Annotated in this window: 11 protein-coding genes and 1 riboswitch; of the genes, 8 read left to right on the top strand and 3 right to left on the bottom strand. The window is 74.4% G+C overall.

Annotated features, from left to right (window positions below; genetic code table 11):
- Positions 1–194 precede the first annotated feature (194 nt).
- Together trpD and ACFWEG_RS25520 are read left to right on the top strand one after the other, a co-directional pair.
- A complete protein-coding gene (gene trpD, locus ACFWEG_RS25525; RefSeq protein WP_387219475.1) occupies positions 195–1259 on the top strand; it encodes an anthranilate phosphoribosyltransferase in 1065 nt (354 codons plus the stop codon).
- Between the two features lie 83 nt (positions 1260–1342).
- Positions 1343–1460, top strand: a riboswitch (SAM riboswitch).
- Positions 1461–1517: 57 nt separating this feature from the next.
- Positions 1518–2879, top strand: a complete 1362-nt coding sequence (locus tag ACFWEG_RS25520; RefSeq protein WP_387219473.1) for an aminotransferase class V-fold PLP-dependent enzyme — start codon at positions 1518–1520, stop codon at positions 2877–2879.
- 84 nt (positions 2880–2963) lie between these two features.
- Here the strand turns inward: ACFWEG_RS25520 and ACFWEG_RS25515 are convergent, their stop codons facing one another.
- Positions 2964–3245 (bottom strand): Lrp/AsnC family transcriptional regulator, encoded by a 282-nt coding sequence (locus tag ACFWEG_RS25515; RefSeq protein WP_387219470.1) that lies wholly within the window; start codon positions 3243–3245, stop codon positions 2964–2966.
- Positions 3242–3961, bottom strand: a complete 720-nt coding sequence (locus ACFWEG_RS25510; protein ID WP_387219468.1) for a rhomboid family intramembrane serine protease — start codon at positions 3959–3961, stop codon at positions 3242–3244. Before ACFWEG_RS25510 ends, ACFWEG_RS25515 begins: the two co-directional genes overlap by 4 nt.
- A gap of 216 nt (positions 3962–4177) precedes the next feature.
- On the opposite strand from ACFWEG_RS25510, the gene ACFWEG_RS25505 reads away from it, so the two are divergent.
- From ACFWEG_RS25505 to ACFWEG_RS25485, 5 genes are all read left to right on the top strand, one after another.
- On the top strand, positions 4178–4417 hold the full coding sequence (locus tag ACFWEG_RS25505; protein WP_387219466.1) for a hypothetical protein: 240 nt from the start codon (positions 4178–4180) through the stop codon (positions 4415–4417).
- A gap of 37 nt (positions 4418–4454) precedes the next feature.
- The gene (locus ACFWEG_RS25500; protein WP_387219463.1) at positions 4455–5813 is read left to right on the top strand and encodes an NYN domain-containing protein; all 1359 of its coding nucleotides are present in this window, start codon (positions 4455–4457) and stop codon (positions 5811–5813) included.
- A gap of 279 nt (positions 5814–6092) precedes the next feature.
- Entirely contained in the window at positions 6093–7142 is a 1050-nt protein-coding gene (locus tag ACFWEG_RS25495) for an NlpC/P60 family protein (protein ID WP_387219461.1), read from the top strand.
- 194 nt (positions 7143–7336) lie between these two features.
- Entirely contained in the window at positions 7337–8371 is a 1035-nt protein-coding gene (locus ACFWEG_RS25490; protein ID WP_387219458.1) for an NlpC/P60 family protein, read from the top strand.
- 39 nt (positions 8372–8410) lie between these two features.
- On the top strand, positions 8411–9595 hold the full coding sequence (locus ACFWEG_RS25485) for a hypothetical protein (protein ID WP_387219455.1): 1185 nt from the start codon (positions 8411–8413) through the stop codon (positions 9593–9595).
- Here ACFWEG_RS25485 and ACFWEG_RS25480 read toward each other — a convergent pair.
- On the bottom strand, positions 9552–10799 hold the full coding sequence (locus tag ACFWEG_RS25480; RefSeq protein WP_387219453.1) for a glycosyltransferase 87 family protein: 1248 nt from the start codon (positions 10797–10799) through the stop codon (positions 9552–9554). The genes ACFWEG_RS25485 and ACFWEG_RS25480 overlap by 44 nt on opposite strands.
- Before the next feature lie 130 nt (positions 10800–10929).
- Between ACFWEG_RS25480 and ACFWEG_RS25475 the strand changes: the two genes are divergently transcribed.
- Entirely contained in the window at positions 10930–12072 is a 1143-nt protein-coding gene (locus ACFWEG_RS25475; RefSeq protein WP_387219450.1) for a glycosyltransferase family 4 protein, read from the top strand.
- The last annotated feature ends 15 nt before the right edge of the window (positions 12073–12087 follow it).

Genomic DNA, 12087 nt, shown 5'->3' with positions numbered 1-12087 from the left:
ACCCCCCGGCCCGTGGCCCCCCGCTATAACCCCCGCGCCCCCGCCCACCACTCACCCCGCCCCCCCCCCCGCCCCCCCGCCCCCCGTCCCGACCCTCGGGACGGAGCGCTTCGGCGTAACCCGGCCCCGATAGGCTTCGGTGCGTCCGCGCGCCGTTCGCGCGGGCCCCGAGGACGACGACCCAGGAGGCGACCATGAGCGCTGTGACCCCGATCGGTGGCGATTCCCCGGCGGCGCGCTCCTGGCCGTACGTCCTGGACTCGCTGCTCGGCGGTGTCGACCTCTCCGCGGACGACACGGCGTGGGCGATGAGCCGGATCATGACCGGGGCCGCCACCGACGCCCAGATCGCCGCCTTCGCGACCGCCCTGCGCGCCAAGGGCGAGACGGTGGAGGAGATCGGCGGGCTGGTGCGCGCGATGTACGGCTACGCCAACCTCATCACCGTGCCGGGCGAGACGGTCGACATCGTCGGCACCGGCGGGGACGGCGCGAAGACCGTCAACATCTCGACCATGTCGGCGATCGTGGTGGCCGGGACCGGCGCCAAGGTCGTCAAGCACGGCAACCGGGCCGCGTCCAGCGCGAGCGGCGCCTCGGACGTCCTGGAGCAGCTCGGGGTCAACCTCGACATCGCCCCGGAGCGGGTCGCGGCGGTCGCGGAGGAGGCGGGGATCACCTTCTGCTTCGCCGTCAAGTTCCACCCCGCGCTGCGGTACGCGGCCTCGGCCCGCAAGGAGATCGGCATCCGCACGATCTTCAACTTCCTCGGCCCGCTCACCAACCCCGCCAAGGTCCGCGCCCAGGCGACCGGCGTCGCCGACGCCCGGATGGCCCCGATCATCGCCGGCGTGCTCGCCGAGCGCGGATCGAGCGCCTTGGTCTTCCGCGGCGACGACGGCCTGGACGAGCTGACCACCACCGGCACCTCCACGGTGTGGGCGGTGCGCGACGGGCAGGTGCGGCAGGAGGCCTTCGACCCGCGCGACGTCGGCATCGAGCCGGTCCCGATCGAGGCGCTGCGCGGGGCCGACGCCACGTACAACGCCGAGGTCGCCCGGCGGCTGCTCGCCGGGGAGAAGGGCCCCGTGCGGGACGCGGTGCTGCTGAACTCGGCCGCGGCGCTGGTCGCGCTCGATCCGTCCGACGGACCGCTGGCCGAGCGGATCCGGGCCGGGATGGAGCGGGCCGCGGACTCGATCGACACCGGGGCCGCCGAGGCGACCCTCAAGCGCTGGGTGGCGGCCACCCACCACTGAGGCTGGTGTGACGGGTGCGGTCCGGTCTCACGTTCCGGACCGCACTCGTGCGTCCGCCGGGCCCTGTGGCAGGATGCTCGGCAGGTCATGAGTGACAGCGACAAAGGCCCCAGCCCGCTGTCCGGCAACCCTCCGTCCGTGGCGGGGTGCCCTGGGTGAAGACCGGGCCGCGGACAGCAAGGTCTGCGGCAAGCGCGGACCCCTTCCGGCATCCAGGTGCCACCGCCCCCGGGGGTCCTGGTCCCGAGGGAGTCACTCGTGTCTGTTTCCGTCGATGCAGCCTGCCAGGCCACCACCGCCCCGCTCCCGGTCCTCGGCCACGACGTGACCGTCCCGCTCGTCACCGGCGGCGAGGTCACCTACGCGGCCCTCGACTACGCGGCCAGCGCCCCCGCCCTCCAGCGCGTCTGGGACGACGTCGCGGCCTACGCCCCGTACTACGGCAGCGTGCACCGGGGGGCCGGCTACCTCTCGCAGCTCTCCACCGACCTGTTCGAGAACAGCCGGGTCGCCGTCGCGGAGTTCCTCGGCTGCCGGGCCGACGACCAGGTCGTCTTCACCCGGTCCACCACCGACTCGCTCAACCTGCTCGCCGCCGTGCTCCCCGCCGGCTGCGAGGTCTTCGTCTTCGAGACCGAGCACCACGCCTCGCTGCTCCCGTGGCGCGACGCCCGGGTCACCTACCTCGACGCCCCGCGCACCCCCGCCGAGGCCGTCGCCGCGCTGGAGCGGGCGCTCGCCGCGCGCGCCGGCGACGGGCCGGCGCTGGTCTGCGTGACCGGCGCGTCCAACGTCACCGGCGAGCTGTGGCCGGTCCGCGAGCTGGCCGCCGCGGCGCACGCGCACGGCGCGCGGATCGTCCTCGACGCCGCGCAGCTCGCCCCGCACCACCCGGTCTCCGTCACCGACCTCGACGTGGACTGGGTCGCCTTCTCCGGGCACAAGCTGTACGCGCCCTTCGGCTCCGGCGTCCTCGCGGGCCGCGCCGACTGGCTGCAGGCCGCCGAGCCCTACCTGGCGGGTGGCGGTGCGTCCCGTACGGTCGGCCGCCGGGCCGACGGCGGGGTCGACGTCGAGTGGCACACCACCGCGGCCCGCCACGAGGCCGGCTCGCCGAACGTCATCGGGGTGTACGCGATCGCCGCCGCCTGCAAGGCGCTGACCGAGGCCGGTTTCGACCGGCTCGTCGCGCGCGAGCAGCGGCTGGTGGCCCGGGTCCGCGAGGGGCTCGCGGAGGTGCCGGCCGTGCGGGTGCTCTCGCTGTTCGGCGACGACGCCCCGCGGGTCGGCGTCATCTCCTTCGTCGTCGAGGGCTGGAACAGCTCGCACTTCGCCGCGGCGCTCTCCGCCGAGTACGGCATCGGCGTGCGCGACGGCCTCTTCTGCGCCCACCCGCTGGTGCGCACGCTGCTCGGCAGCGACCCGCAGACCCAGGGGGAGTGCGGTTCGCCGGAGGCCGCGCCGGGGGAGAAGTCGCTCAACGCGATCCGGGTCAGCTTCGGGGCGGGCACCCCCGACGAGCACGTGGAGCGCTTCGTCGGCGCGGTGAAGGAGCTCGTCACCGAGGGCGCGCGCTGGAACTACCGGACCGTGGACGGGCGTTGCGTGCCCGCGGTGTGACAGCGGTGGCACAGCGGTGAGGTGTGCGGAACGGCCGGGGCGAGGACCACCCGGCCGTTCCGGCGTTCGGGGCCCCGTCCGCGCTCAGGCGTCCAGGCCGATGGCGAACGCCGTCTCCAGGTCGTGCTGCGAGTAGGCGCGGAAGGCCACGTGGGTGTCGGTGCCCTCGACACCGGGGATCTTGCTGATCCGGCCGGGGATGACCTCGGCGAGCTCGTCGTGCCGGGCGACCCGGACCATGGCGATCAGGTCGTACGTCCCGGTCACGGAGAAGACCTCGTGGACGTTGTCCAGCGAGGCGATCGACTCGGCGATCTCCGGGATCCGGTCGACGCTGGTCTTGATGAGCACGATCGCGGTGATCACGGCTGGCATTCTCCCTCGGTGGCCGGCGCTGGTGCCGCCACTGTATCCGGCCGCCGGAAGACCACCCAGGCGTAGAGGAAGCCCAGGGAGAAGCCCACCAGGTGGGCGAGGTAGGCGACGCCGGGGCCGTTGGCGTCCTGCCAGGCGGCGACCCACTGCAGGGTGAACCAGAACACCAGCACCATCCACGCCGGGAAGCGCAGCGGCAGGAAGAGCAGGAACGGGAAGAGGCTGGTGACCCGCGCACCGGGGAACAGGAAGAGGAAGGCGCCGAGCACCCCCGAGATCGCCCCGGAGGCGCCGACCAGGGTCTGGACGGAGTCCGCGTGGACCAGCGCGTAGCCGACCAGGGCCAGCGAGCCGACCACGAGGTAGAAGAGCGTGTACGGCAGGCGTCCCATCCGCTCCTCGACCATGGCGCCGAAGACGTACAGGAAGAGCATGTTGCCGAGCAGGTGCAGCCAGCTGCCGTGCACGAACAGGGCGGTGACCGGGGTGAGCAGCGCCCGCGGGTCGCCGCTCACCAGCTCGGCCGGGACCACGCCCCAGCGCTCGAAGTACGCCTGCTGCGCCGCGAGCAGCTCCTGCTCCCCGCCGGCGGTCGCGCCGAGGCCGGAGGCCGGGCTGGTGACGAAGACCAGGCAGCAGACGGCGATCAGGGCGTACGTCACCACCGGGGTGTACGCGCGGGCCGACGGTGGCGGCGAGGAGGGCATGGGGGACATCATGACGTAGGCGTACAGAAGCGGTCATACCGCCTCGCCGTCGTCCCACGCAGTGACCGAGCGCGACGGAGAGCGGTCGGCAGGCCGTAGGGTTACCGGCGCCGGACGCGCTCCCGAGGGGGCGACAATGGTTCCCGGGACGCCGACCCGGGGCACGAGACGCGGCACGAGACACGGCACACGACACGATCCGGGACGGACAAAGCGATGACGGTTCCCCTGCCGACCGACACGACCCGCTGGCGCTGCACGCTGTGCGGAAACCTCACGCGCTTCGACGTGACGCGCTCCTCGAAGGTCGTCGAGTACGTCCACCTCGACCTGGCCGGGGCGCCGAAGGTGGAGGAGCGCGAGGTGGTCAGTGAGACCATCGAGTCGGTCCGCTGCCGTTGGTGCAACGCCGCGGACCAGATCGAACTGGTGGACAGGCCGGGCACCGACTCCTGAGGGAGCGGTTCCCCTGGGGACGAGTTGGAGTGACGGGATGGCGGAGGCAGCCGGAGGCGCCGAGCCGGCCGATGCGGCCGGCGATGCCGAGGTGCTCGACCGGCCGCTGCCCGAGGGCGTCCGCCGCCGGGTCGTCGGCCTGGTCTCCGACGCCTTCGGCGGGCTGACCGTCGGCGAACTCCCCGCCCCCTTGCGGCAGTACGCCCGCTTCACCCCCTCGCGGCGGGCGAAGTTCGCCGGCACCGTGATGGCCGCCACCCTGGAGAGCGACGCCGGTTTCCGGCGGCGGATCGGCGAGCTGTTCAAGGAGGCCCAGCCGGAGCTGGCCTCCGCCGTCGACGCCGGCTCCCCGCCGGCCGCCGCCGACCCCGTCGACGTGGCCGCCGCGGCGTACGTGCTGCGCCCGGCCGGCTGGGTGAAGCTCGTGGCCGCGGCCGGCGAGGAGGCGCAGCGCGCGGACGCCGAGCGACTCGGCGAGGAGACCAGGGCCGAGCTGGAGCGGCTGCGCGAGGAGCTGGCGCAGGCCCGCAGCCTGACCCGCGGCGAGAGCGAGCGGATGCGCGCCGAGCTGGACGCGGCGAAGAAGGAGAACGAGTCCCTCCAGCGCAAGCTGCGCAGCGCGCTGAACGACGTCAAGCGCGGCGAGGCCGCCGTCCGCAAGCTGACCGCCGAGATGGAGGGCGTCCGCGCCGAGGGCGCCGCCCAGGTGTCGGCCGCCGAGAGCGAGTCCCGCCGCCTGAAGGGGCGGCTCGGGGAGGCGGAGGCGTCCCTGGAGGCCGGCCGCAAGGCCGTGCGCGAGGGCCGCAGCGTCGAGGACATGCGGGTCAGGCTGCTGCTCGACACCGTCCTGGAGGCCGCCCAGGGGCTGCGCCGCGAACTCGCCCTGCCGCCGGTCTCCGTGCGCCCCGCCGAGACCGTCGACGCCGTCGAGCCCGGGCGGATGAGCCCGAAGGACATCGCCGCCCGCGCCCTGTCCGACAGCGACCCCGCGGTCCTCGACCAACTGCTCGCGCTGCCCCAGGCGCACCTCGTCGTGGACGGCTACAACGTCACCAAGACCGGCTATCCGACGATGCCGCTGGAGAAGCAGCGGCTGCGGCTGCTCGGCTCGCTCTCCGCGCTCGCGGCCCAGACCGGCGCCGAGATGACCTGCGTCTTCGACGGGGCCGAGCTGCTCACCCCGGTGCTGCTCGCGCCGCCGCGCGGGGTGCGGGTCCTGTTCAGCAAACCGGGCGTCACCGCCGACGAGTTGATCCGGCAACTGGTGCGCGCCGAGCCGCCCGGACGGCCCGTCATCGTCGCCTCCACCGACCGCGAGGTGGCCGACGGGATCGCGAAGGCCGGCGCCCGCCCGGTCACCTCCGCACTGCTCCTGAAGCGGCTTTCGCGCGGATAGCCGCGTTGGTCAACTCCCGTACGTGATGCCCGGATCGGGGCTTGTGTTCCGTGCGCTCCGTCAGTGGCCGGTCACTACCGGTGGGACGCGGGTAAAGAATCACGCCGTCAACGAGATTTTGCCCGGGAGGATTTGATCTGATCACAGGAAGGTCACTACTGTCACGGCTCGAACCTCCACTCGGTTGATCACCCATTCGGGGTGACGGTGCAGGTCCCGCCGAACCACCTGTTCGCCTTCGGGCAGGCCGGCGGCTGAGAGGAAGAAGGAGCCGCCTTCGTGGCGTCCCACCGTCGACCCAAGCAGCCGAGCCGCACCCGGGTGACCGTGCTCACCGCGACCGCCGCCGCGGCCGTCGCCCTGACGTCCCAGACGGCCCAGGCCGACCCCAAGCCGACCAAGAGCGAGGTCAAGGCGAAGGTCGACAAGCTGTACGAGGACGCGGAGAAGGCCACCGAGAAGTTCAACGGGGCCAAGGAGAAGCAGGAGAAGCTCGAGGACGAGATCGACAACCTGCAGGACGCGGTCGCCCGCGGCCAGCAGGACCTCAACGAGCAGCGCTCCGCCCTCGGCACGATGGCCAGCGCCCAGTACCGGTCCGGCGGCATCGACCCCTCCCTGCAGCTGCTCCTCTCCGGCGACCCGGACTCCTACCTCGACAAGGCCTCCGCGCTCGACAGCCTCAGCGCCAAGCAGGCCGACGCGATCCAGGAGATCCAGTCGAAGCAGCGCGACCTCGCCCAGCAGCGCAAGGAAGCCACCGAGAAGCTCGCAGACCTGGCGGACACCCGGACCGAGCTGGGCAGGAAGAAGAAGGAGGTCCAGGGCAAGCTCGCCGAGGCGCGCACGCTCCTGAACACCCTGACCACCGCCGAGCGCGCCGCCCTGCAGGAGGAGGAGGAGCGCGCCAGCCGCGACTCCGCCGACCGCGCCCAGCTCGGCACCGGCAACGGTGGCGGCGGCGCCGTCAAGGCCGCCTCCGGCATCACCGGCTCCGCCTACGCCATCGCGCAGGGCCAGCTCGGCAAGCCGTACGTCTACGGCGCCGCCGGCCCGAACTCCTTCGACTGCTCCGGCCTCACCTCCTGGTCCTACGCCCAGGCCGGCCGGCAGATACCCCGGATCTCGCAGGCCCAGGCGAACGCGGGCACCCGGATCTACTCCCAGAGCCAACTCCAGGTCGGCGACCTGGTCATCTTCTACGGCGACCTGCACCACGTCGGCTTCTACGCGGGCAACGGCCAGATCCTGCACGCCCCGCGCACCGGCGCGGTCGTCCGCTACGAGTCGATCAACAACATGCCGTTCCAGTTCGGCGTCCGCCTCTGACCCGCCGGGGGCGGCGAGTCCGCCCCCGACGCCGTCGCCCACCGACGTGACCCGTCGACCGTCCGGGCGAATTCAGGCGTACGAAGCCGACCTTCCGCCCCGCCGGTGACCTGCGAAGTCCCCGGCGGGGCGCGCTTGTCGCACCGGTCCGGCCTGCCGGGAGCAGCCGCGGGCTGCTGCTAGCGTCCAGCGCCGTGGCCCAGCATCGACGTCATCTCCCGTACCCGGGGCTCTCCCAGGCCGCCCGGGTCACCGTCCTGTCCGCCGCCGCGGCGACCGCGGCCGCCGCCCTCGGCGCGGCCCCCGCGACCGCCGAGCCCGGCGACACACCGGAGCGGGCGCGGGCCCGCGTCGACCGGCTCTTCGAGCAGGCCGAGCGGGCCACCGAGGCCTTCAACAAGGCCGACGAGCGGGCCGACCGGCTGCGCGGGCAGGTCGAGCGCGCCCAGGACGCCCTGGCCCGCGGCCAGGAGCGCCTCAACCGGATGCGCGACGACCTCGGCGCGCTCGCCGGCGCCCAGTACCGCGACGGCGGCATCGACCCCACCCTCGCCCTGATGCTCTCCGCGGACCCGGCCGGCTACCTGGACAAGGCCTCGGCCCTCGACCGCCTCAACGCCCGCCAGGCCGGCCGGCTCGCCGACTTCCAGGAGATCCAGCGCACCCTCGGCCAGGAGCGCTCCGAGGCCACCAGGACCCTCGCCGACCTCCAGCGCAGCCGGGCCGCCGTCGCCCGCCACAAGCGCACCGTCGAGGCCAGGCTCACCGAGGCGCGCCGGCTGCTGGAGGCGATGCCGGACGCGGAGCGCGCCGCCTTCGACCGCTCCTCCCGCTCCGCGCGCGCCGACCTGCCCGCCATGACCGGCTCCGCCGTCCCCTCCTCGGGGCGCGCCGCCGCCGCCGTGGCCGCCGCCCGCCAGGCGGTCGGCCGCCCCTACGTCTGGGGCGCCAACGGCCCCAGCGGCTTCGACTGCTCGGGCCTGGTGCAGTGGTCGTACGGGCAGGCGGGCGTCGGGCTGCCGCGCACCTCGCAGGCCCAGCGGCACGCCGGCCGGCAGGTGCCGCTCGCCCAGGCGCAGCCGGGCGACATCGTCACCTACCGCGACGACGCCAGCCACGTCGGGCTGTACATGGGCAACGGGCAGGTCGTGCACGCCCCCTACCCCGGCGCCCCCGTCCGCTACGACCTGGTCGGCATGATGCCGGTCGGCGCCGTCACCCGTCCCTGAGGCTGCCGCCGGACTCCCGACTCTCGTTACCATCGGAACATGACTGGCCAAAGGCGTACGGGGCGGGCGTGGTGCGTCCTGCTGCCGCTGGTCGCGCTGCTGGCCGCCTGCGCCGGGCCCGGACTCGACGACCCGGCGGCGGGCGAGATCCGCGCCCTGCTCGACTCGCGCGCCACCGCCCTCGCGGACCGCGACCGGGACGCCTACCTGTCCGTGGTGGACCCGGCGGCGCCGGGGCTGCGGGCCCAGGAGCGGGCGGAGTTCGAGCGGCTCGACGGGGTGCCGATCGGGTCCTGGTCGTACCGCCTCACCGACCTGGAGCGCGACGGCGGGCGGGCCACCGTCCGGGCCGACCTGGGCTACCGCATCGAGGGCCACGACCGGGCCCCCGTCCGCGCTCCCCGCACGCTGGAGCTGACCCGGCGGGACGGGCGCTGGTACGTCAGCTCCGAGAGCGGTCCCGAGCAGCTGTGGGAGCAGGGGGACGTCACCGTGGTCCGCGGGGCGCACAGCACGGTCCTCGGCTCCGGGCAGCCGCGCGCGGTGCTCGGCGCCATAGCGGCCACCGCCGACGAGGCCGTCCCGGCCGTCGGCCGGTCCTGGCCGGAGAGCTGGCCCGAGCGGGTCGTCGTCCTGGTGCCGTCGTCGCTCGACGGCATGGCGCAGCTCCTCGGCGGGCAGGCCGACGGGTTCCGCGGGATCGCCGCGGTGACCACCGGCGAGACCGGCGGCAAGCCCGCACCGGCCGACCGGATCGTCGTCAACCCCGACGCGTACGCCGCGCTCGGCTCGTTCGGCAAGCGGGTCGTGCTGACCCACGAGGCGGTCCACGTCGCCACCCGCGCCGCGACCACCTCCCGCACCCCGCTGTGGCTCTCCGAGGGCTTCGCGGACTGGGTCGGCTACCTCGGCAGCGGGCGCACGCCCCGCCAGATCGCCCCCGAGCTGAGCGGCGACGCCGCGGAGAGCCGGCTGCCGCACCGGCTGCCCGCCGACGACGGCTTCCGCTTCCAGGGCAGCTCCGACGAACTCGCCCGCGCCTACGAGGGCGGCTGGCTGGCCGTCCGGATGATCGCCGGCCGCTGGGGGGAGGAGAAGCTCCTCGCCTTCTACCGGGCGGCCGGCGAGGTCGGCCCCGAGGAGGCCCTGCAGTCCGAACTCGGCCTCGACGTCGAGGAGTTCACGGCGCGGTGGCGGGAGTACGTGCGGGATCAGCTGAGCTGACCTCCGACTCGTCGTCCGCCGCCGCGTCGACGGTGTGCACCCACAGCCGGCGGGCGGCCGTCACCGAGGCCGCCACGAGGAGCCCGTTGCGCACCACGAGCAGGGTGATGCCGAGCGGGTCGCTCGCCACCACGTGGGAGAACCAGATCGGGAACTCCAGGAACGTCACCCCCGCCGCGGCGAGCACCAGGCCGGCCGGGAGCGCCATCCGGCTGCCGCGGAAGACCAGGCAGACCGCGGCGAGACCGACCAGCCACACCAGGTACTGCGGGCTGATCACCCGGCTGGTGGTGGTGAACAGCAGCACCGCGGTGAAGGCGGCGTCCGCGGGCGTGGAGGCCGTGAACCGGCGGGCCCGGACGCGCCAGACGACCAGCCAGCTGAACGCGCCGACGGTGAGCGCGAGCGCCGCCGAGCTGACCAGCGGGACGTGCGGGCCGAGGAACTCCACCGAGCCGTAGTTCAGCAGCACCTGCCCTTCCCAGCCGAAGTGCCGGGCGACGTGGAAGACCAGCGCGCCCAGCGACTCGACCTCGGTCCCGCGGTCCTTCTGGAAGGTGAGGAACGCGAACGCGCCCGGCATCGTCACCGTGAACACCGCGGCCAGCAGGGCCGCCGAGACCGCCGCGACGCTCCAGGCGCTGCGGGTCGCCCGCCCGGGCGGGGTGCCGACGAGCAGCAGCGCCGGCCACACCTTGAGCAGCGCGCCGAAGGCGGCGAGCATGCCCAGCACCCGCGGGTTGCGGGCCGCGGCGAGCAGGGCGGCGACGGCCACCGCGGCGACGAACAGGTCGTAGCGGGCGTAGGCCGTCGGTCCGACCAGCGGGATGCCCGCCGTCCAGATCCAGGCCCCGGCGAACCGTTTCCCCGGTCGGCGGCCCGCGTAGGTGAGCAGGCCGACCACGAGCGCGTCCGCGAGCAGCACCAGGACGAAGAACGCCTCGGTGTAGCCGAGGAACGGGAGCAGGCCGGGGGAGAGGATCGCGAGCGCGGCGGCCGGGGGGTACTGCCAGGTGACGTCGTCCAGTGGGAAGGTGCCGGTCCTCAGGACCTCGAACCAGCCCTGGTAGATGACCGAGACGTCGCTGGTCACGTCCGGGCCCGGAACCGTGACCACCTTGAGGACGGACAGCATCAGGAGGGCTCTGGTGAGGGCCCAGAGGGGGATCAGCGACGCGGGGACGCCGCTGGTGCGTGGGGTCATGCTGCTCGTCGTCCTCGTCGGATCTCGTCGGCGCGCGCCGGGCTCAGGAAGGTGCGTCCGCCATGATGCCGTCCCCGCAGGTGCGGGAGCCATCAGGCGGGGCCGGGCGGCATTGCTAGGGTCGACGGCGATGGACAAGACCCTGGTCGTGACGAACGACTTCCCCCCGCGCCCCGGCGGCATCCAGGCCTTCCTGCACAACATGGCGCTGCGGCTCGACCCCGACCGGGTCGTCGTCTACGCCTCGACCTGGAAGCGCGGCGAGGAGGGCCGGGCGGCGACCGCGGAGTTCGACGCCGAGCAGCCGTTCACCGTCGTCCGCGACCGGACCACGATGCTGCTGCCGACGCCCCGCGTCACCGCCCGGGCCACCGCGCTGCTGCGCGAGCACGGGTGCACCTCCGTCTGGTTCGGCGCGGCGGCCCCGCTCGGGCTGATGGCGCCCGCGCTGCGCCGGGCCGGGGCGCGCCGGCTGGTCGCCACCACGCACGGCCACGAGGCCGGGTGGGCGCAGCTGCCCGGGTCCCGGCAGCTGCTGCGCCGGATCGGCGAGGGCACCGACACGATCACCTACCTCGGCGAGTACACCCGCTCCCGGATCGCCGCCGCGCTCACCCCGGCGGCGGCCGCGCGGATGGTCCAACTGCCGCCCGGCGTCGACGAGAAGACCTTCCACCCCGGCTCCGGCGGCGACGCGGTACGGGCCCGGCTCGGCCTCACCGAGCGCCCCGTCGTCGTCTGCGTCTCCCGCCTCGTGCCGCGCAAGGGGCAGGACACGCTGATCCGGGCCATGCCCGCGATCCTGCGCGCGGTCCCGGACGCGGTCCTGCTCGTCGTCGGCGGCGGCCCGTACGAGTCCGACCTGCGCGCCCTCGCGGCGTCGACGGGCGTCGCCGACTCCGTACGCTTCACCGGCTCCGTCCCCTGGGCGGAGCTCCCCGCCCACTACGGCGCCGGCGACGTCTTCGCCATGCCCTGCCGCACCCGGCGCGGCGGCCTCGACGTCGAGGGGCTCGGCATCGTCTACCTGGAGGCCTCCGCGACGGGCCTGCCCGTCGTCGCCGGCGACTCCGGCGGCGCGCCCGACGCGGTCCTCGACGGCGAGACCGGCTGGGTCGTCCCCGGCGCGGACTCCGCCGCCGCGGCGGAGCGCGTCACCGCCCTGCTCCTCGACCCCGCCCTGCGCGCCCGCATGGGCGAGCGGGGCCGCGAGTGGGTCGAGGGGAAGTGGCGCTGGGACCTCCTCGCACACAAGCTGCGCGAGCTGCTGTGAGGAAGGGCCCCGGGG

Source organism: Streptomyces sp. NPDC060194, from assembly GCF_042728285.1.
Taxonomy (GTDB): Bacteria; Actinomycetota; Actinomycetes; order Streptomycetales; family Streptomycetaceae; genus Streptomyces.
Note: the sequence above shows the minus strand (reverse complement) of the source record. Positions and strands in the feature narration are given on the sequence as shown.

Excerpts from the sequence above, each read along its gene's own strand:
- ACFWEG_RS25505 (WP_387219466.1), top strand. The coding sequence starts at position 4,178 with ATGACGGTTCCCCTGCCGACCGACACGACCCGCTGGCGCTGCACGCTG.
- ACFWEG_RS25500 (WP_387219463.1), top strand. The coding sequence starts at position 4,455 with ATGGCGGAGGCAGCCGGAGGCGCCGAGCCGGCCGATGCGGCCGGCGAT.
- ACFWEG_RS25480 (WP_387219453.1), bottom strand. The coding sequence starts at position 10,799 with ATGACCCCACGCACCAGCGGCGTCCCCGCGTCGCTGATCCCCCTCTGG.
- trpD (WP_387219475.1), top strand. The coding sequence starts at position 195 with ATGAGCGCTGTGACCCCGATCGGTGGCGATTCCCCGGCGGCGCGCTCC.
- ACFWEG_RS25475 (WP_387219450.1), top strand. The coding sequence starts at position 10,930 with ATGGACAAGACCCTGGTCGTGACGAACGACTTCCCCCCGCGCCCCGGC.
- ACFWEG_RS25485 (WP_387219455.1), top strand. The coding sequence starts at position 8,411 with ATGACTGGCCAAAGGCGTACGGGGCGGGCGTGGTGCGTCCTGCTGCCG.
- ACFWEG_RS25510 (WP_387219468.1), bottom strand. The coding sequence starts at position 3,961 with ATGCCCTCCTCGCCGCCACCGTCGGCCCGCGCGTACACCCCGGTGGTG.